We start from the raw sequence: 19,934 nt of genomic DNA on the forward strand, positions 1-19,934 counted from the left end.
TGTGTTAGAGAAAACGTTCCCAAACACCTTGCTGATTAGCCGTTGGTTTAGGTGTATTTCCCAGCTTAATCCATGGCATATTTTCACCATGAAAATCACTGCCAATCGATACGGCTAATTGATATTGCTCAATCATCCGATCAATCATCTGGCGAGTAGATAAAGTTTCCATCGGTGGAGGTAACTCAATTGCATCTCCACCTGAAGTTGCGAACAATTCAATTAAATATCGAACGTTAGTTGCAGATAAATCATAACGAGTCGGATGTGCTAAAACTGCCAACCCTTTACTTTCGTGAATCATGTCAATTGTTTCTTTTAATCCTAATCCTTCAAACTTTACAAAAGCACGTCTTCCTTCTTTTAAGAAACGATCAAACGCTTGTTGAGGACGGGTTACAACTTTTTTCTCGACGAGTGTTTTAGCAATGTGTGTTCTGGTGATGCGGTCTGCCTGATCTTCTACTTTGGCAAGAACATCCTCATAAATCTGAAAACCAATACATTTTTCTAATAAATCGCAAATTACTTTAGCTCTTTGCGCTCGTACTCTTTTTTGTTGTTCTAATGCTTCTAAAATTGGTGCTTCATTTTGCATGTTTAAAGCAACAATATGTACGCCATAACTCTTCTTCGTTGTTGGACGTGACCACTGACTTGAAATCTCTGTACCAGAAATGATTTTTAAATCATGACCTTGTGCAGCAATTCTAGCTCGCTGCAACCCATCCATTGTATCGTGGTCAGTTAAAGCCAAAGTATGCAAATTCACATCTATAGCAGCTTGCACCAGTAATTCCGGAGACAAAGTTCCATCAGAAATATTGCTATGTGTATGTAAATCTATGCCTTGCATCTTTTATACTATGCCATTCACCAAACCTGATCAGATACTCTAACATGAAAGCACTTCTGGACTTTGTTCCATTAATTATTTTCTTCTATTTATATAAAACAGTTGATCCAACCGATACACAGCATCCTTTACTTAAACTGATCGGGTCTGCTGGTGGTGCCGATAATAATAATATTCTTGTAGCGACTACAGGCTTAATTATTTCAATGCTTGTGGTATATGGTGCCCTATTTGTTTTCCAAAAATTCCGTCTAGATAAACAACAGTGGTTTGTATTGTTTATGACTGTCATTTTTGGTGGCATCACCCTCATGTTAAGTGATGATTTCTATATTCGTCTGAAAGCTGCAATTTTGAATTTGGTTTTTGCAGGTGCATTCTTAGTTTCACCTTGGTTTGGTAAAGATCGTAAGCCACTCATACGCCGTCTATTTGACCCTATTTTAGAGTTAAGTGAAAAAGGTTGGAAAAATCTAAATTTTGCTTGGGCAGTCATGTTTGTGGTGATGTCTTGTTTACATATCTTCTTCGCGTTTTTATTTCACGGCGGAAAATATTGGGGTGAATTCACTGCATTTGGTGACATGATCGTCATGTTTTCATTTATCATTATTCAGTTCATTATTTTACGTAAACATTTTAAGTCACCTGAAGCTTAAAATGATTCCTGATTGATTACAGAGATACGATTACATGCCTTTTTTTGTTCTAAGCTGTACCGATAACGAAGGAACTTTAGAAAAACGCTTGGCCGTACGCCCTCAGCATATCGAACGTTTGCAAAAACTTGATGATGAAGGCCGCCTTGTTACAGCAGGAGCTATGCCAAAAGACCCGAATGATCCTCAAGCAGGTTTTTATGGCAGCACCATGATTGTTGAATTCGACAGTCGCGAAGCATTAGACGAATGGTTAAAAGAAGAACCATTTCTCAAAGAAGGCATTTATGCTCATATTGATGTAAAACCGTTTAATAAAGCATTTCCAAAAGGGTAATCATATGCACCCTGCAATCAAAAGCTTTCTCGGCTTGTGTTTGATCTGTTCAACTACTAGTGCAGTTGAACCTGCTGCCACACCAGCAACGACTCCTCCAAGTGCGCCTTCAACTCAGGCTGCGAATCAGCCAGTTCCAACAGCTGCTACAACGGCATCGACCGCAACAAAACCACTCACGGCTGAGCAACTTGCAAAGAATAAACAACAGCAAGATGCGAAAATCAAAGCTTTAGTTCAGGATCAGGCATCTCGTTTAAAACAGTTAGAACATGCCAATCTTGAAGCACTCGCCCAGAACCAAGAGTTACAGTTAAAAAATGATAGCCTCTCTGTTCAGGTTCAAGTCTTACAAAGCGAACGTAGTGCGCAAATGTTTTTATATGGCGCGGTTACCTTAGCGGGTGGCGTATTGCTGGGTTTCTTTATCTCTAGTTATATCCATACAAAACGTCGACGCCAGTGGTAAATCCAAGCGATCTATTAAACTAAATGAACGTATCAAACCGCATACAAACAGCACAACTGGACTGGGAATTAATCGATGGTATCGAGGTTCCCATTTCCAAACAATTTGGTGATGTCTATTTCTCTAAAGATAATGGCCTACTTGAAACACGGCATGTTTTTCTAAATGGTAACGACTTATCAGAGCGCTTAGCCAATCTAAAAGATTTTGAATATTTCAGTGTAGGAGAAACCGGTTTTGGTACGGGTTTAAACATTCTTGCACTTTGGCAACTTTGGCAACAAGTCCGTCCTGATAATCAAAGCCATTTACACGCCATTAGTGTTGAAAAATTTCCATTAAGTAAAGCCGACCTCATTCGCGCTTTAAATGTCTGGGATGAGCTTAAACCACTTGCAGACCAGTTAATTGAACAATATCCGCTACCTATTGCCGGATGTCATCGTTTAAGTTTCCCTGAAGAGCGTTTTAGCATCGACTTATGGCTAGGAGATGCACAAGATATTTTCCCAAGCATGGCTAAAACTAAAGCAGTAAATGCTTGGTTTTTAGATGGCTTTGCGCCCTCTTGCAATCCAGACATGTGGGAACAAAATGTTTTAAACCATATTGTCCGTCTTTCTGACTATGGCAGTACATTTTCCTCTTTTAGTGTCGCGGGTGTTTTAAAACGTGGGCTAAAAGCGCATGGTATTAATATTTCTCGTCCACGTGGTTTTCGGCATAAACGTGAAATGCTCAAAGCAATCTGGAATCCACCTCAATCTGATGATGAGTCCTCCCCATTAGACCTAGTTCACTCACTGGGTAAGGGACAACAGCATATTGCGATTATTGGGGCCGGTATAGCAGGTTTAACTACAGCGTGGGCATTTGCAGCACGTGGACATCAAGTCACCCTATATGAGCGAACAGAGGCATTATCTGGCGCTTCTGGAAATCCTTTAGCCCTACTTAATCCAAAGCTATGCCCAATTGAGCAAAGTCATGAACATCTGATGACCTTAAGTTGGCAACATGCCTTGAATTTTTATAAAAATTTTCAAGCATTTCGTCCACTTCAAATACAACAAATCGCCTTGAAAAATGCAGATGAACTTCTCGATCTTATAAATCAATATCCAGCTCAGGTTGTTACCGACTCCACGAACTCACTTGAAACTGCATATTCAAGTGTTTTACTTACCGAAGCAGGCTCGGTTTCACCACATCAACTACGTGATGAAATTTTGCAACATCCTTTGATCGATTTAAAAATTCTCAATATTACAGAGCTTGTATCTTGTGAAAATAAAGTTCAATTGAAGACTGGCAATGAAGTTATTGCAGAGGCAGACCATGTTGTTGTGTGCTGTGCGCGTCAAAGCGCGACTTTTTTTGAAAGCTATCCGCAGTTAAAACCAATACGTGGGCAAGTAAGCTGGGTTGACAATACTTTTGCTCCCTTGCCTTTACAGGAAGCTTATAGCTATGGCGGCTACTGTATGCAACTTAATGCTTCACAGATGATTTTAGGTGCGTCTTTCTACCCAAATCGTGAGGATCAAGAAATAGTGCCAGAAGACCATGTGCATAACTTTGAATTAATCCACAGCATATTCCCTGAATATGCACAACAATTGCCTTCTACGACTACTTGGCAAGGCCGAGCATCTATCCGCGCACAAAGCTTAGATTATTTTCCTCTCGTTGGAAAAATGCAGGAGAATAGCCGAATTGCTACTTTTGCTGGTCTTGGTTCTAAGGGCTTCTTATTTGCTCCGCTATGCAGTGAGATCTTAGTTGCCCAAATGTTAGGAGAAGCTTGTCCAGTACCGGACCGCTTATTACAAAAATTGAATCCGCAACGATTCCAAAGAAAAGTAAAACCTAAAAAGCCTTATTTCAAACCACAATAGTTCAATTCCATAAAAAAGCACCCGAAGGTGCTTTTTTTTATGCGCCCTGCTCTAGAGGCAAGCCGGCATCACGAGCTGCACGTGTCCCCCCCATCAGCACGACATATTCACGCGAGGCATCGAATCCTTCTAGTGTCTCAGCTGCACGAGGAGCTTTGCTACCACCACCACATAAAATATAAATCGGCTGACCCGCAGAGACCTGGTTCAAAATATCAGCATTCAAATCATTAATCGGGCGATTTACCGCACCTTTAACATGCCCTTCTGCATAAGCATTTGTATCACGGACATCCCAGATAACAGCATTTTCTGGGAATTCAAATGTTGTAATTTCTTGTTTACGGATCATTGTGCACTCCTTTGATGTAAACAACACTTGGCAAATGAAGAAAACCCTCTTAGCATCTCAAATATTCTTTCCCTTTGTAAAGGTCTAAACTATGCCTTCTTTCGATATTGTCTCTGAATTAGAGATTTTTGAAGTTAATCATGCTGTACAGAACACACAAAAAGAGATTGCAACACGTTTTGACTTTCGTGGTCATGATGTTTCAGTCGAAATAAACGAAAAAAATAAAGAAATTAAAATCAGTACCGAAAGTGATTTCCAGTGTGAACAAGTTTACAACATGTTAGAAAATCATTTTTACAAACGTAAAATTGATATACAAGCTCTAGACCCGCAAAAAGCTGCTGCTTCAGGCAAAAATTTTGTACAGGTCATTAAACTTAAAGACGGTCTTGACTCAGATACTGCAAAAAAAATTAATAAAGCCATTAAAGAAAGTGGCGTTAAAGTGCAATCTTCTATCCAAGGCGACAAAATTCGTGTAACGGATAAAAAGCGCGACACTTTACAACAAGTGATGAATTTTTTACGTGAACAACAATTTGGTGTGCCATTACAGTTTAATAACTTTAAAGATTAATCTCTTGTCGTGACATTCAAAGCTAAGGTAATCCCATGTCTCAATCCAATCGTCTATCAAAACTGGTAAAAGCGACTTCAAAATTCCCTAAAGGTATTCGGAGTACACTTTGGAGCAAGGCGTTTGGTCGTATCGTGCCAATGGTGGGTACAGCAAATATTCGCTATCTGGAAGTAGACTCAAACCATGTTACTGTCCGTTTAGAAAACCAAAAAAATATGCAGAATCATATTAAAGGAGTCCATGCTGCTGCTATGGCTCTTTTAGCAGAAACTGCAACGGGTTTCCTAACGGGTTTACACATTCCTGATAACCGCATTTTATTAATCAAATCATTGCATGTAGATTATTTAAAAGTGGTTGAAGGTGGTTTAACTGCTACAGCAACGTTATCTGCTGAACAGCAAAAGTTTATTGCAGATAATGAGAAAGGTGAACTTGTAATTCCGGTTACTGTTATTGATGATGCAGGCAATGAACCAATCCAGTGCCAAATGCTGTGGGCATGGTTACCTAAACGTAAGAAATAAAAATATAAAAAAGCCCAAATTTGAATTTGGGCTTTTTTATTATTCATAAGATACTAAAAACTTTTGTCTCGCTTCTTCAGGAATCTGACGCTTATTACCTTTTACATCAACTGCCACAAAGGTAAAGACTCCTTCAGTAATACGTATTGGCTCACGAGAGTCATCATGACTATCCCAAACTTCAATTTGCATTTGAATAGAAGTATTTCCAACTTTTAAGATTTTGGTATAGCAGCTAATGACAAAGCCAACCTTTACCGGAACCAAAAAGGTCATTTGATTAATGGAAATCGTAGCACAACGACCACGACTGAAACGTTCTGCGTGAATTGCTCCAGCCAAGTCCATTTGTGACACAATCCATCCACCAAAGACATCACCACTCCAGTTTGTATCGGCTGGCATGGCAATCGTTTGTAAGGATAAAACCCCTTCTGGTTTGGTATAAGCTTCTGACACCTTAGCTCCCGAAATTCGTTTGAAGTTGTTGATCAAGCCACTGCTGCAATTCAGGCGCACGTAATGCGCCGCTAATACGCGCGACCTCTGTCGTTTTGTTCATTAAGACAAGTGTCGGAATACTTCTCACATGAAAAGCTTGGCTCAAGCGAGGAGATTCTTCGGTATTAATCTTGGCAAAAATAACGCCTGGATTCTGTTTTGCGACCTGCGCAAAATGTGGCGCCATCATTTTACAAGGTCCACACCATTCTGCCCATAAGTCTATGAGAATAGGTAGATCACTATTCGTGATGTAGTTACTAAAATTTTGCTCATTTAACTCAATAGGTGCAAGCGATAGTAATGGCTGATGACATTGCCCACAGCTTGGTTGCTCAGGAAGTTTTTCTTCCGGAACTCGGTTTTTAGCACCGCACGATGCACATACAATAATCATTTACACCACTCCTATATGCTGATGTAAAAATTCTAATTGGGTTATCACTGCTTTTTCAAACCATGAACCGTGATAAATATCAAAATGTTTCATATCCCACTCATGATAACTCACAAAAGGCGCAATATTTGTGGCAGCTTCGCGACTGGACTCAATAGGAATAAGGGAATCTTTTTGGGCCGCAATAAATAAAACTGGAATATTAATCTGGCGTACAACTTGAATTGGACGGTATCGCATCAAATTAAAAAAGACACGTGCAGGAACTTCCCCACTCCAATAATAGTCAGGATTTACAATCGATAAATAACCATAATAACTATCCGCTGTAGGCATAAAACATAAATTATGTTGATCGACGACAGGCAATCTTTTGGGATTAAGCCCCATTTTTGATCCCATATAGTCCTGACTCGATAACTTCAATGCTTGAGGATAGCGTTGCAAAGGATAAAGCTTGGCCGTTTCAGCGCCATCGACATAAGGAATTTGTACTAAAATTGCCTGAATATTTTTTAATTCAGAAGCCAGACTTAGCGCATATCCCCCACTTAAGGAGGTCCCCCACAACACGATCCTTCGATTATCCACAAGCTTACAGGTAGAAGCATATTGAATTACTGTCTTCCAATCTTCTAACTGCGAATTAATAGATACCATTTCTCTTGGCTTGCCAGTGCTCCCACCCCAATATCGATAATCAAACAAAATAACAGCATAACCCGCCTGTGCGAACCGCTGAGCATATTGGATTAATTTAAATTGACGCAACGCAGCAAAACCATGGGCCATAATAATTACGGCAGATTTTTTATTTGTTTTAGGAATATAAAAATCAGCTGCGATCGTTTCCTGACCACATGGAACATATAAAGGCTCAACCGTATAAGCGTGCATATGTGCTCCGTTGAAATAGAATATGAATAACCAATTTTAAAATAGCTTGATGATCATTTTTAAAATTTATAACTTAGCTATAAGACATAACTTTCTCAGTCAGAACAACACACGAGTGTCTTGTATCTCAGGTTAGGCTTAATGCTATGATACAGCATAAGAGGTTTTGTTAAATTTTGGAGTGACGAAATGTCAGATAATGTTGGTTTCGCAGGTCAAATTGGTCCAGAGCATGTTGGTCAAGTTGTAGAAAAAGGATTTAAATCGATTATTAATAATCGACCAGATATGGAAGGCGGCCCCGAACAACCTACAAGTGCTCAAATTGAAGAAGCAGCACGTCAAGTAGGGCTAGACTACGTTTATCAACCTGTTGTAGCTGGACAGATTACAGAACTCGATGTACGTACTTTCGCAAATCATTACAATGAGTTGCCAAAACCTGTACTTATGTTCTGCCGTACAGGAAACCGTTCAAACAACCTATATCAATTAGCAAAACAAATGGATTTGCTAGACGATTAATTTTAAAAAAATTAATATTTTATAAAACCCTATTTCTTCTTTAAAGTAGGGTTTTTTGATAACTTATTTGCATATCTCTGCACGAATTCAACAGAACTAAAAATAATATTGATCTAAAGTATTTAAATCTTTTTGAATCATTTATTAATTTTTATGAATAAATTTATATTTGCTCTTTTAACCTGCTTAATTCTTACAGCATGCTCATCAATGCAAGTAAAGCCTACAGTTGGAGTAACTATGGGTACAAGAATTTAATTAGCTAACTGCTCATAAATATAATGAGCAACCTCATGAAATATATGTTATTTTATAAATCTAAAAAATTATTTTAAATAACTTATCATTTTAATTGGGGATAATGATGAAACTTACTCATGGGGTATGTGGGATTACTTTGGCTGCTTTTTTGACAGCTTGTGGTGGAGGTGGCGGTGATGGCTACTATAACCAAAATTCAAATTCTGGCTCTACAACAACACCAACCACACCATCAACAGATCAAGAGTTGGCTACTTCTGTTTTAAATAGTGTAAAGCAAGAAGGAAAATATTTGTTTGGCGCCTATGATCTTAACGATGAAAAGTTATCAAAAGGTTACATTGATCACGCACTAGACACCTTCGCTCAAGGCCCACTCAAGTTAACCTTAGATATTCGAAAAGTAGATCTTACCAAATATTCTGATCACTATCGTGAAAAATGCTTTCTAAAGAGTACTACAGACTACCGTGCCTGCTACGTATTTAAAGGTGAAGAAATTAAAACTTTGCTCTCTGCTTATAATGATTGGGACTTTGATATTACAGCAGACGATTTAAAAAATATTAAACTGGCAAGCGATAATATATCTCCAAATTTAGAGGATTATCAATCAAATACCAGAATTTATATTTTTCAAAATGAAAATAATGATAAGAACTTCCAAGATGTAACAATTACTGGAGCCTTTGCATATCCATTCCAACAATCATGGGGACTTGAACAAACTAAACAAAAAAGATTTGTATTAATTAATTCAACAACAAGTGATTATAAAATTACTACAACGACTATTGTTCAAGATCCAGAAACAGGTCAAGCCACTGAAAAAGAAGTTACTACTGGTGCAATGAGTGTATATAAAGATAATACATCAACTGATGGTGATCTCTACGTAGTTCAGGGTGGTTCTGGTTTCAATGTACTTATTAATGATAACCCTAATGTTCCTTTTGCTGAGCCAATTTCATTTATTGTGAACTCGACTCCAGGCAATACAAACAATGCGACATACAAAGTAAGTTTAAATGGTAACCAAATATTGAGCTTACCTAATATTACTGGTCTTGAAGGAAGTCGCGTTGAAAATGAATCGCCAACAACGAATGCACAAAAATTTAATGGCAGTATTTATTTGGAAGGAAAGAATATTTTTACTTTTAAACAAAGCTTGAATGGAACTACATTAGACTTTAAGCATGCAATTAATGGCATAAGTATTGAAGGTCAATCTACCAACCAAAATGGTAAAGTATCAACCAAATTGAAAATACCTTTTGAGCAAAACTTTACATTTTGAGGCTAAATAGTTAGAAAGAGACCCTCTATTCATGAGGGTTTTTCTATATATTCTATATATCTAGTAAGAATAAGCCTATTAAAAAATGTTCGATATTATTATCATTGGCGCAGGTACAGCAGGCATCAGCGCCTATAAAGAAGCAGTTAAGCACACTAATAATCTTTTAATTATAAATGATGGACCATGGGATACTACTTGTGCCCGTGTAGGCTGCATGCCAAGTAAAGTCCTCATCTCTTCAGCAAACCGTATGTTTGACATTCAAAATGCTCAAGAGGTTGCTTTGGATGTATCTGCAAAAATTAATACGACTCAAGTTATGCAGCACGTACAAACATTGCGTGATCGTTTTACACAAGCAACTTTAAAAGATGTAAAACAATGGCCTGCTGAACATAAAATTTCTGGTAAAGCACATTTTATTAATGCACAGACGGTAGAAGTTAACGGGAAACAGTACCAATCAAAAAGTTTTATTCTGGCGGTTGGTTCAACTCCTAATTATGATCAAACCTGGAAGCAAGAACTCGGTAATCGACTTATAACAACAGATCAAATATTCGAATTAAAAACACTACCTAAATCTATTGCCGTCATTGGTAGTGGTGTGATTGCCCTCGAGATCGCACAAGCCTTGCATCGTTTGGGCGTAGAAACCACTATATTTGCTCGCAGTAAACGAATTGGAATACTGACTAGCTCGAAACTTCAACAACTTGCGCAAAAAGAGCTAGGGAAAGAGTTAAAAATTCTATTCGAGACTTTACCAAATGAAGTTAAGTGTAATTCTGAGGGCGTCATATTAAATTATAAACTCGAAGAAAAAGAGAAAACTCTCAAAGTTGAATATGTTCTAGTTGCAACAGGCCGTTCAAGTTTGCTTGATACTTTAAAACTAGAAAATATTGATAGTTCTTTTAAAGATATTAAATCATTACCTATAAATGCAAAAACCAAGCAATTAGAGACCTATCCAATTTTTATTGTAGGTGATGCTTATACCTCAACACCATTACAACATGAAGCAGCACATGAGGGGAAAAAAGTTGTTCATAACTGTTTGAACTATCCACAAATCAATTCAGTTAAGACCCTTACTCCATTAGGAATTGTATTTAGTGATCCAGAAATGGCGATCGTTGGGCAAAGTTCTAAACAACTAAAAGAGACTGGTATAAACTTTATTACTGGCGAAGCCTCTTATGAACGACAAGGTAGAGCTATCGTCCTTGGAAAAAACAAAGGAGGCATTGAGGTTTATATAGATAAAGAAAGTCAAAAGCTTCTAGGTGCTGAGTTATTTACAGAAGCAACAGAACATATGGCTCACCTATTAAGCTGGATAATAGGCGAAGGTTTAACCTTAAATGACATTTTAGAGAAACCCTTTTATCATCCAACTCTAGAAGAAGGTCTTCGAACTGCTTTAAAACACGCACGTAGACAGTTGAAATAATCAATTTTAGAAGAGCTCTTTTAATAAAAGTTGGCTCTTCTATACATTAAATTGTTTTAATTAATTCATTTGATGGGAAATAACTGCAACTAGTGAAGCATTCTTTTCAGATGAACTAGTATATATCCATGTCTCTAAAGCCTTTCCATCTTTAGAAATAATATAATTTGTTGTAGTCAAATTTTTATCTTTAGATATTTCCTTTTTATAAGTTAAACCAGTAGATTTAGGGGGCAACCAGCTTTCTAAACTCTTCTGAATTTCGGTTGAGTTTCCTTTACTTATAAATAATGAACATACGCCGTTATCGAGTTGAGTAATAACAAACTTTCCTTCTGAAGAGCTTATCATCCAAGCGTTCCCATTATAATCTTTTAAAAAATGTGCAGCATACTCATTAGGCATTTGAATAAAACCCATATTTTTTGCTTGTTTATTTATTATTTCTGGATTTCCTCTAGAACTAACACAAATATTTAAAAAAGCTTTTGTGCTAAATAAACTTTCTACAGCTTCACTAGCATAGATAGATTTACTACCAAGTGTTATAGCTAGCATACAGACAAATATTTTTAATCCTACAAATTTCATTATTCATACTCTTGTTATCATTTTAAGGTATTTGGTTTATATCATAATTCATTCCAAAATTACTCTATCATTTTCAATTTTTTACCCATAAAAAAACACCCCCAACTGTTAAGTTGAGGGTGTTTTGAATAATGAGCTGGCGATGACTTACTCTCACATGGGAAACCCCACACTACCATCAGCGCTAAGAGGTTTCACTTCTGAGTTCGGGAAGGGATCAGGTGGTTCACTCTTGCTATGGTCGCCAGCACAACTGGTATGGATACTTGCATTGGTCTTATTGGCTGCCGATGCGTTTTCCAAATCTTTACAGATGGGCTGATTGAATCTTACTTTATTTTGTTCATTTTAGCTAAGCGTATAACTAAATCAAGTTGCTTTGCATATTAATGAATCGATTGATGCTTTATATACAACTGCTTGGGTGTTGTATAGTCAAGCCTCACGAGCAATTAGTATTGGTCAGCTTCACATATCACTATGCTTCCACATCCAACCTATCAACGTCCTAGTCTCGAACGGCTCTTTAGAGGACATAAAGTCCTAGGGAAATCTTATCTTGAGGTAGGCTTCCCGCTTAGATGCTTTCAGCGGTTATCCCTTCCGAACATAGCTACCCGGCGATGCGACTGGCGTCACAACCGGTACACCAGAGGTTCGTCCACTCTGGTCCTCTCGTACTAGGAGCAGATCCTCTCAAATTTCCAGCGCCCACGGTAGATAGGGACCGAACTGTCTCACGACGTTCTAAACCCAGCTCGCGTACCTCTTTAAATGGCGAACAGCCATACCCTTGGGACCTGCTTCAGCCCCAGGATGAGATGAGCCGACATCGAGGTGCCAAACACCGCCGTCGATATGAACTCTTGGGCGGTATCAGCCTGTTATCCCCAGAGTACCTTTTATCCGTTGAGCGATGGCCCTTCCATACAGAACCACCGGATCACTAAGACCTACTTTCGTACCTGCTCGACTTGTGGGTCTCGCAGTTAAGCGCGCTTTTGCCTTTATACTCTACGCGTGATTTCCGACCACGCTGAGCGCACCTTCGTACTCCTCCGTTACTCTTTAGGAGGAGACCGCCCCAGTCAAACTACCCACCAGACATGGTCCTCGCCCCGGATTACGGGGCAGAGTTAGAACCTCAACATTACCAGGGTGGTATTTCAAGGACGGCTCCATTGGAACTAGCGTTCCAACTTCAAAGCCTCCCACCTATCCTACACAAGTAAGGTCAAAGTTCAATGTCAAGCTGCAGTAAAGGTTCACGGGGTCTTTCCGTCTAGCCGCGGGTACACTGCATCTTCACAGCGATTTCGATTTCACTGAGCCTCTGCTGGAGACAGCGCCGCCATCATTATGCCATTCGTGCAGGTCGGAACTTACCCGACAAGGAATTTCGCTACCTTAGGACCGTTATAGTTACGGCCGCCGTTTACTGGGGCTTCGATCAAGAGCTTCGCTTACGCTAACCCCATCAATTAACCTTCCAGCACCGGGCAGGCATCACACCCTATACGTCCACTTTCGTGTTTGCAGAGTGCTATGTTTTTAATAAACAGTTGCAGCGGCCTGGTTTCTGTGGCTGTCATCAGCTCAGGAAGCAAGTTCCATCACCAACAACAGCGTACCTTCTCCCGAAGTTACGGTACCATTTTGCCTAGTTCCTTCAGCAGAGTTCTCTCAAGCGCCTTGGTCTACTCGACCTGACCACCTGTGTCGGTTTAGGGTACGATTCCTGTGTAACTGAAGCTTAGAGACTTTTCCTGGAAGCATGGTATCAGCCACTTCGCTGTACAAGTACAGCTTGCTATCAGATCTCAGCATAGAGCACCCCGGATTTGCCTAAGATGCATGCCTACTTCCTTTCACCTGGACAACCAACGCCAGGCTGACTTAACCTTCTCCGTCCTCTCATCGCATTACACAGAAGTATTGGAATATTAACCAATTTCCCATCGACTACGCCTTTCGGCCTCGCCTTAGGGGTCGACTCACCCAGCCCCGATTAACGTTGGACTGGAACCCTTGGTCTTTCGGCGAACGGGTTTTTCACCCGTTTTGTCGTTACTCACGTCAGCATTCGCACTTCTGATACCTCCAGCATACTTCTCAATACACCTTCATCGGCTTACAGAACGCTCCCCTACCACTTGACTTAAAAGTCAAATCCGCAGCTTCGGCACATAGTTTTAGCCCCGTTACATCTTCCGCGCAGGCCGACTCGACTAGTGAGCTATTACGCTTTCTTTAAAGGGTGGCTGCTTCTAAGCCAACCTCCTAGCTGTCTATGCCTTCCCACATCGTTTCCCACTTAACTATGATTTTGGGGCCTTAGCTGGCGGTCTGGATTGTTTTCCTCTTGACTACGGACGTTAGCACCCGCAGTCTGTCTCCCGGATAGTACTCATAGGTATTCGGAGTTTGCATCGGTTTGGTAAGTCGGGATGACCCCCTAGCCGAAACAGTGCTCTACCCCCTATGGTATTCGTCCGAGGCGCTACCTAAATAGCTTTCGGGGAGAACCAGCTATCACCAGGCTTGATTAGCCTTTCACCCCTATCCACAAGTCATCCCCTGGCTTTTCAACGACAGTGGGTTCGGTCCTCCAGTTAGTGTTACCCAACCTTCAACCTGCTCATGGATAGATCGCCTGGTTTCGGGTCTATACCCAGCAACTAAACGCCCTATTAAGACTCGATTTCTCTACGGCTCCCCTATACGGTTAACCTCGCTACTGAATATAAGTCGCTGACCCATTATACAAAAGGTACGCAGTCACCGAACAAGTCGGCTCCCACTGCTTGTATGCATGCGGTTTCAGGATCTATTTCACTCCCCTCACAGGGGTTCTTTTCGCCTTTCCCTCACGGTACTGGTTCACTATCGGTCAGTCAGGAGTATTTAGCCTTGGAGGATGGTCCCCCCATATTCAGACAAGGTTTCACGTGCCTCGCCCTACTCGTCATCATTATGTGTGCCCTTTCGTGTACGGGAATATCACCCTCTACGTTCGCACTTCCCAGAGCGTTCCACTAAAACACACATAACTTAATGGGCTGATCCCCGTTCGCTCGCCGCTACTAAGGGAATCTCAATTGATTTCTTTTCCTAAGGGTACTGAGATGTTTCACTTCCCCTCGTTCGCCTTGCAACACTATGTATTCATGTTGCAATACCTACCTTAAAGTAGGTGGGTTCCCCCATTCAGAAATCTCCGGATCAAAGGATATTTGCCGCCTCCCCGGAGCTTATCGCAGGCTATTACGTCTTTCATCGCCTCTGACTGCCAAGGCATCCACCACATGCACTTAATTACTTGACTATACAACCCCAAACAGTCGTTATTACCTACAAGGAGTAATAAGACATGATCAATGATTTCTCATCAATCTCTTACAGTTTGAAGTACTGTGTATTTAAACACTGTACAGCTTCAATCTAATTCATATACCAAAACGCTTGATTCAGTTAATTTGCTAGTTCTCAATTAATTCCAAGATCAGAATTACTTCCTCTCTTTTCATTATTGAGTGAACAATTTATTTCAGACTCAATTTTGCCAATCTGTTAATGAATAAACATGCCTTCGTCAGGTCATGCTTAATACCGTGATACTTAAATCACAGAAGTTAATAAACCAAGATCTAAATCTTTATTTACTAATTTCTGTAATCCGAACTTCTCTTAAGTTCTGGTGGAGACTAGGAGAGTCGAACTCCTGACCTCCTGCGTGCAAAGCAGGCGCTCTACCAACTAAGCTAAGTCCCCAGCTTACATCATCAGTTATGTATCTTCTTTTCTATAACTTCAACCAGTCAAAGTCATGGTGGGTCTGACAAGACTTGAACTTGTGACCCCACGCTTATCAAGCGTGTGCTCTAACCAACTGAGCTACAGACCCTCAGATACATCTATGAAGAACAACTTGTTGTGGATTCTTACCAATCGTCAATCTTTCGTTAAGGAGGTGATCCAGCCGCAGGTTCCCCTACGGCTACCTTGTTACGACTTCACCCCAGTCATCGGCCACACCGTGGTAAGCGTCCTCCTTGCGGTTAGACTACCTACTTCTGGTGCAACAAACTCCCATGGTGTGACGGGCGGTGTGTACAAGGCCCGGGAACGTATTCACCGCGGCATTCTGATCCGCGATTACTAGCGATTCCGACTTCATGGAGTCGAGTTGCAGACTCCAATCCGGACTACGATCGGCTTTTTGAGATTAGCATCCTATCGCTAGGTAGCAACCCTTTGTACCGACCATTGTAGCACGTGTGTAGCCCTGGCCGTAAGGGCCATGATGACTTGACGTCGTCCCCGCCTTCCTCCAGTTTGTCACTGGCAGTATCCTTAAAGTTCCCGACATTACTCGCTGGCAAATAAGGAAAAGGGTTGCGCTCGTTGCGGGACTTAACCCAACATCTCACGACACGAGCTGACGACAGCCATGCAGCACCTGTATGTAAGTTCCCGAAGGCACCAATCCATCTCTGGAAAGTTCTTACTATGTCAAGGCCAGGTAAGGTTCTTCGCGTTGCATCGAATTAAACCACATGCTCCACCGCTTGTGCGGGCCCCCGTCAATTCATTTGAGTTTTAGTCTTGCGACCGTACTCCCCAGGCGGTCTACTTATCGCGTTAGCTGCGCCACTAAAGCCTCAAAGGCCCCAACGGCTAGTAGACATCGTTTACGGCATGGACTACCAGGGTATCTAATCCTGTTTGCTCCCCATGCTTTCGCACCTCAGCGTCAGTGTTAGGCCAGATGGCTGCCTTCGCCATCGGTATTCCTCCAGATCTCTACGCATTTCACCGCTACACCTGGAATTCTACCATCCTCTCCCACACTCTAGCTAACCAGTATCGAATGCAATTCCCAAGTTAAGCTCGGGGATTTCACATTTGACTTAATTAGCCGCCTACGCGCGCTTTACGCCCAGTAAATCCGATTAACGCTTGCACCCTCTGTATTACCGCGGCTGCTGGCACAGAGTTAGCCGGTGCTTATTCTGCGAGTAACGTCCACTATCTGAAGGTATTAACTTCAGTAGCCTCCTCCTCGCTTAAAGTGCTTTACAACCATAAGGCCTTCTTCACACACGCGGCATGGCTGGATCAGGCTTGCGCCCATTGTCCAATATTCCCCACTGCTGCCTCCCGTAGGAGTCTGGGCCGTGTCTCAGTCCCAGTGTGGCGGATCATCCTCTCAGACCCGCTACAGATCGTCGCCTTGGTAGGCCTTTACCCCACCAACTAGCTAATCCGACTTAGGCTCATCTATTAGCGCAAGGTCCGAAGATCCCCTGCTTTCTCCCGTAGGACGTATGCGGTATTAGCATTCCTTTCGAAATGTTGTCCCCCACTAATAGGCAGATTCCTAAGCATTACTCACCCGTCCGCCGCTAAGTGATAGTGCAAGCACCATCACTCCGCTCGACTTGCATGTGTTAAGCCTGCCGCCAGCGTTCAATCTGAGCCATGATCAAACTCTTCAGTTAAAAATCATTTTGCACCTTATTAAAGACAAGGTGCCAATTCTGGCTCATCAATTTTCTGACTTAAATTTCGCTCAAATAAACTTCGAGTAATTTAAACCAATCAATCAATGATAATATTTCGATCAATCAATCAGTAAAAATCCACACAAGTTGTTCTTCATAATCTCTTAATGATCTTCTTACTGGTTCGTCACCAGCAAGCTAGGTCGGCTATATTACTCTTAATCTCTTAAAAGTCAACAGGTAATTTCGATATTTTTAAAACTTATTCTCAAAACCAACTTCTTATCAAATCTACTGCTCAAAGCAATCAACTCAATTCCAAGTAACTGTTTTTCAACAAGTTTCTATCTGCATCACCGCCGATGGATGTGCATTATAGACGATTAAATTCCCTTGGCAAGGGGTATTTCAGCCTTTTTCTCTTGAGTGCCGATTTTTTCTACTATTTTACGAAAAAAGTGAGGTATATGCCTTTTTTTTAGGCATTTCAGTCAACGTTAGATGAGATATTAAACTTTTTTTACTTTATCAACTTCATGTAGAATAGATTATTCGTGCAATAGTTTGGCATTAACTCACCATGTGGCAGTTCGCTAAGAAAGTATTTGTTTGCATACTTGTAGTGTTTGCTACGAGTGGGCCTTGTTATGCCAATTCAAAACATAACTTCTATGTGCTTACTTTATCTATTCTAAGCTACAGTAAGTGGGAGAATGTAAATACTCCTACTCTTTGTGTTATTGATAATCCCTCCATTACATCTACCTTTCAATCTTATATCCAGCAAATGTCTTATAATTATCGTGTTCAAACTGTAAACGCGAAAGATTTTGCACGGTCACATTGTCAGGCTGTTTATTTTTCTACTACTTCTCCACAGCAACAACAAAGCCTTATTCAGAATTATCCTTATCGTTCTTTACTTTCTTTAAGCATCAATAATTCAGACTGTGAAATAGGAAGTATCTTTTGTTTATATAATCAAAATAATTACACTACCTTTAAAGTTAACTTAGATGCTTTAAGTCACTCCAAAGTTCATATTGATCCGAGAGTATTGCTCTTGGCTAAGAATGCGGAGTAAGGATTATGATATCTAAGTTGTATCAGTCCACTTCATTGCATGCTTTATTTAGAAAGTCTCAATTTACGATTTTTGCAATTACTTTCTTTATTTGTTCTTTTACCTTTGTATCGATTTCTGTTTTTACAATGGAAACCTATGCCAAGCAAAATTTACAATTGCTTAGCCACACTCTGCTAGAGCGTATTCAGCCAGCAGTTGTATTTAATGATAAAATTACGATAGAGCAAATTTTGAATGAATATACGAATGATCATTCAATCCGTACTATTCATATTTATGATTCAGAACATCATTTAATTGCACAAAGTTTTAAATTATCAAGTCAGACTTCAATTTTAGAGGGTTGGTTTGATCATTGGTTTTTAAATGACCCGGTTCATCTTACAATTTATCATCATGAACAAAATGTAGGTGAATTAACCCTTTTTGGTAGTTCAGAAAAAATATTGCAGTTCCTGAAAATGATTATGGTAGGGCTCGCAATTGCGATGTTGTTTATTGTTTGCGCTTTGTGGTGGTCAGTAAACTTAACTTATCGTCAAATTATGCAGGCTATTTATCCACTTACTAATATTGCTCAAATTGTAAGTGAGCAAAAAGCTTATAATCTTCGGTTCCCTTATAATCGAATTAAAGAATTTCAAGATTTAAATACTGTTTTTAATGAGTTACTTGAAGAAATTCAGATATGGGACAATCAATTACAAAAAGAAAATCGTAAATTGTCATTTCAGGCTCATCACGATCAGCTCACCTTATTACCTAATAGACATTATTTTTATCAAATTCTTTTAGATATGTTTGAAGATAAGGGATTTGATAACAAATCTGCTTTATTATTTATAGATAACAATAACTTCAAAGCGATTAACGACCAGTTTGGACATTTGGCTGGAGATGAAGTTTTGAAAGAAATGGCGAATCGCTTGCAAACCCGTTTACGTCATCAAGATTTTATTGCGCGTTTAGGTGGCGACGAATTTGCTGTCATTTTGCATTCCATTAGTCATGCTGATCATTTAATATCTATTGCTGAAAATTTACTCGAAAGCTGTAAAGAACCTTTGCATCTGAATGGTCAAACCATTTACTTCAGTTTTAGTGTAGGTATTGCTTTATCACAATTTGCATCTAGCCCCGAAGATTTCATTATGCAAGCAGATCAAGCAATGTATAAGGCTAAAAATTCGGATGAACGCTGGTTTATCTATAAACCTGAAAATTAAATTTAGGCTAATCTATGAATACAAGATCTTTAAAACTCTCCTTTATTGCATTGCTATGCATTACTCTTGCAGGGTGCCTGAGTTTTGGGCCATTAAAATATCGTCAGGTAAAATTGCTCAAAAAAGAAGGTTTTGTGCTTACAAATGAAGGATGGACTTTAGGTTTACCAGAACGTTTGTTGTTTGACTTTAATAATGCAGAGTTAAAACAGAGCCATGAAGCTGAGTTAGTGCGTCTAGCATCTCAATTGAATAAATATGATCTGAATAAATTGAAAATTGTTGGTCATACTGATGATGTTGGCGATGCTGCTTATAATCAAAAGCTGTCTGAAGAGCGCGCACAAAGTGTGGCAAACCTTTTCTTAGCTCGCGGGTTTAAGCAAGAAAATATCTATGTGATTGGTCGCGGTTCAACGCAGCCCTATGTTCCAAATACAACCAATGAAAATCGTGCGATTAACCGACGTGTTGCCATTGTTGTTATTCCATAATTTTCAATTTA

18 protein-coding genes, 2 tRNA genes and 3 rRNA genes are annotated in these 19,934 nt (G+C 40.0%); 12 read left to right on the plus strand and 11 right to left on the minus strand.

Going from position 1 to position 19,934, the window contains the following annotated elements:
- Positions 1-4 precede the first annotated feature (4 nt).
- Entirely contained in the window at positions 5-856 is an 852-nt protein-coding gene (locus ACPF64_RS01380) for a PHP domain-containing protein (RefSeq protein ID WP_004638753.1), read from the minus strand.
- Between the two features lie 44 nt (positions 857-900).
- Here ACPF64_RS01380 and ACPF64_RS01385 point away from each other — a divergent pair, with 44 nt between their 5' ends.
- From ACPF64_RS01385 to mnmC, 4 genes are read left to right on the plus strand one after another with little or no spacing between them, the layout of a single operon-like run.
- Complete coding sequence (locus tag ACPF64_RS01385; RefSeq protein WP_045435602.1) at positions 901-1,515, plus strand: septation protein IspZ; 615 nt, start codon at positions 901-903, stop codon at positions 1,513-1,515.
- 34 nt (positions 1,516-1,549) lie between these two features.
- The gene (locus ACPF64_RS01390; RefSeq protein ID WP_005309522.1) at positions 1,550-1,852 is read left to right on the plus strand and encodes a YciI family protein; all 303 of its coding nucleotides are present in this window, start codon (positions 1,550-1,552) and stop codon (positions 1,850-1,852) included.
- 4 nt (positions 1,853-1,856) lie between these two features.
- Complete coding sequence (locus ACPF64_RS01395; RefSeq protein WP_426455311.1) at positions 1,857-2,321, plus strand: hypothetical protein; 465 nt, start codon at positions 1,857-1,859, stop codon at positions 2,319-2,321.
- Positions 2,322-2,344: 23 nt separating this feature from the next.
- Complete coding sequence (gene mnmC / locus ACPF64_RS01400; RefSeq protein WP_426455313.1) at positions 2,345-4,219, plus strand: FAD-dependent 5-carboxymethylaminomethyl-2-thiouridine(34) oxidoreductase MnmC; 1,875 nt, start codon at positions 2,345-2,347, stop codon at positions 4,217-4,219.
- 37 nt (positions 4,220-4,256) lie between these two features.
- On the opposite strand, the gene ACPF64_RS01405 is transcribed toward mnmC, so the two are convergent.
- Entirely contained in the window at positions 4,257-4,571 is a 315-nt protein-coding gene (locus tag ACPF64_RS01405) for a rhodanese-like domain-containing protein (protein ID WP_004638747.1), read from the minus strand.
- Positions 4,572-4,662: 91 nt separating this feature from the next.
- Between ACPF64_RS01405 and ACPF64_RS01410 the strand changes: the two genes are divergently transcribed.
- The gene (locus tag ACPF64_RS01410) at positions 4,663-5,151 is read left to right on the plus strand and encodes a YajQ family cyclic di-GMP-binding protein (protein WP_005036089.1); all 489 of its coding nucleotides are present in this window, start codon (positions 4,663-4,665) and stop codon (positions 5,149-5,151) included.
- A gap of 35 nt (positions 5,152-5,186) precedes the next feature.
- Positions 5,187-5,681: a DUF4442 domain-containing protein gene (locus ACPF64_RS01415; protein ID WP_005036088.1), complete on the plus strand. Its 495-nt coding sequence runs from the start codon at positions 5,187-5,189 to the stop codon at positions 5,679-5,681.
- Positions 5,682-5,720: 39 nt separating this feature from the next.
- On the opposite strand, the gene ACPF64_RS01420 is transcribed toward ACPF64_RS01415, so the two are convergent.
- The 3 genes from ACPF64_RS01420 to ACPF64_RS01430 are packed head-to-tail and all read right to left on the minus strand — an operon-like array spanning position 5,721 to position 7,476.
- Entirely contained in the window at positions 5,721-6,140 is a 420-nt protein-coding gene (locus tag ACPF64_RS01420) for an acyl-CoA thioesterase (RefSeq protein WP_426455316.1), read from the minus strand.
- 1 nt (position 6,141) lies between these two features.
- Complete coding sequence (gene trxC / locus ACPF64_RS01425; RefSeq protein ID WP_426455318.1) at positions 6,142-6,579, minus strand: thioredoxin TrxC; 438 nt, start codon at positions 6,577-6,579, stop codon at positions 6,142-6,144.
- Entirely contained in the window at positions 6,580-7,476 is an 897-nt protein-coding gene (locus ACPF64_RS01430) for an alpha/beta hydrolase (protein WP_003655110.1), read from the minus strand. It lies immediately after the preceding gene.
- 189 nt (positions 7,477-7,665) lie between these two features.
- On the opposite strand from ACPF64_RS01430, the gene ACPF64_RS01435 reads away from it, so the two are divergent.
- From ACPF64_RS01435 to ACPF64_RS01445, 3 genes are all read left to right on the plus strand, one after another.
- The gene (locus tag ACPF64_RS01435) at positions 7,666-8,001 is read left to right on the plus strand and encodes a TIGR01244 family sulfur transferase (protein WP_002116083.1); all 336 of its coding nucleotides are present in this window, start codon (positions 7,666-7,668) and stop codon (positions 7,999-8,001) included.
- Positions 8,002-8,365: 364 nt separating this feature from the next.
- On the plus strand, positions 8,366-9,562 hold the full coding sequence (locus ACPF64_RS01440) for a hypothetical protein (protein WP_426456096.1): 1,197 nt from the start codon (positions 8,366-8,368) through the stop codon (positions 9,560-9,562).
- A gap of 85 nt (positions 9,563-9,647) precedes the next feature.
- Entirely contained in the window at positions 9,648-11,021 is a 1,374-nt protein-coding gene (locus ACPF64_RS01445; RefSeq protein WP_426455322.1) for a dihydrolipoyl dehydrogenase, read from the plus strand.
- Between the two features lie 60 nt (positions 11,022-11,081).
- Here ACPF64_RS01445 and ACPF64_RS01450 read toward each other — a convergent pair whose 3' ends face one another.
- The 6 genes from ACPF64_RS01450 to ACPF64_RS01475 form a co-directional block, all read right to left on the minus strand.
- Positions 11,082-11,612 (minus strand): NMCC_0638 family (lipo)protein, encoded by a 531-nt coding sequence (locus tag ACPF64_RS01450; RefSeq protein ID WP_426455324.1) that lies wholly within the window; start codon positions 11,610-11,612, stop codon positions 11,082-11,084.
- A 134-nt stretch (positions 11,613-11,746) separates the two neighbouring features.
- Positions 11,747-11,861 (minus strand): 5S ribosomal RNA (gene rrf / locus ACPF64_RS01455).
- 182 nt (positions 11,862-12,043) lie between these two features.
- Positions 12,044-14,937 (minus strand): 23S ribosomal RNA (locus tag ACPF64_RS01460).
- Positions 14,938-15,307: 370 nt separating this feature from the next.
- A tRNA-Ala gene (locus tag ACPF64_RS01465) sits at positions 15,308-15,383 on the minus strand.
- A 56-nt stretch (positions 15,384-15,439) separates the two neighbouring features.
- Positions 15,440-15,516, minus strand: a tRNA-Ile gene (locus ACPF64_RS01470).
- Between the two features lie 59 nt (positions 15,517-15,575).
- A 16S ribosomal RNA gene (locus ACPF64_RS01475) occupies positions 15,576-17,113 on the minus strand.
- Together the 16S, 23S and 5S rRNA genes with 2 tRNA genes alongside form the textbook arrangement of a ribosomal RNA operon.
- A 583-nt stretch (positions 17,114-17,696) precedes the next feature.
- Here ACPF64_RS01475 and ACPF64_RS01480 point away from each other — a divergent pair.
- The 3 genes from ACPF64_RS01480 to ACPF64_RS01490 are packed head-to-tail and all read left to right on the plus strand — an operon-like array spanning position 17,697 to position 19,923.
- A complete protein-coding gene (locus ACPF64_RS01480) occupies positions 17,697-18,200 on the plus strand; it encodes a YfiR family protein (protein ID WP_003656067.1) in 504 nt (167 codons plus the stop codon).
- A gap of 5 nt (positions 18,201-18,205) precedes the next feature.
- Positions 18,206-19,429 carry a diguanylate cyclase domain-containing protein gene (locus tag ACPF64_RS01485; protein WP_004638724.1) on the plus strand — a complete coding sequence of 408 codons (1,224 nt, stop codon included), beginning with the start codon at positions 18,206-18,208 and terminating at the stop codon, positions 19,427-19,429.
- Between the two features lie 14 nt (positions 19,430-19,443).
- Complete coding sequence (locus ACPF64_RS01490; protein ID WP_004638723.1) at positions 19,444-19,923, plus strand: OmpA family protein; 480 nt, start codon at positions 19,444-19,446, stop codon at positions 19,921-19,923.
- The last annotated feature ends 11 nt before the right edge of the window (positions 19,924-19,934 follow it).

It is taken from the genome of Acinetobacter sp. KB005 (assembly GCF_049949095.1).
GTDB classification, from domain to species: Bacteria; Pseudomonadota; Gammaproteobacteria; order Pseudomonadales; family Moraxellaceae; genus Acinetobacter; species Acinetobacter calcoaceticus.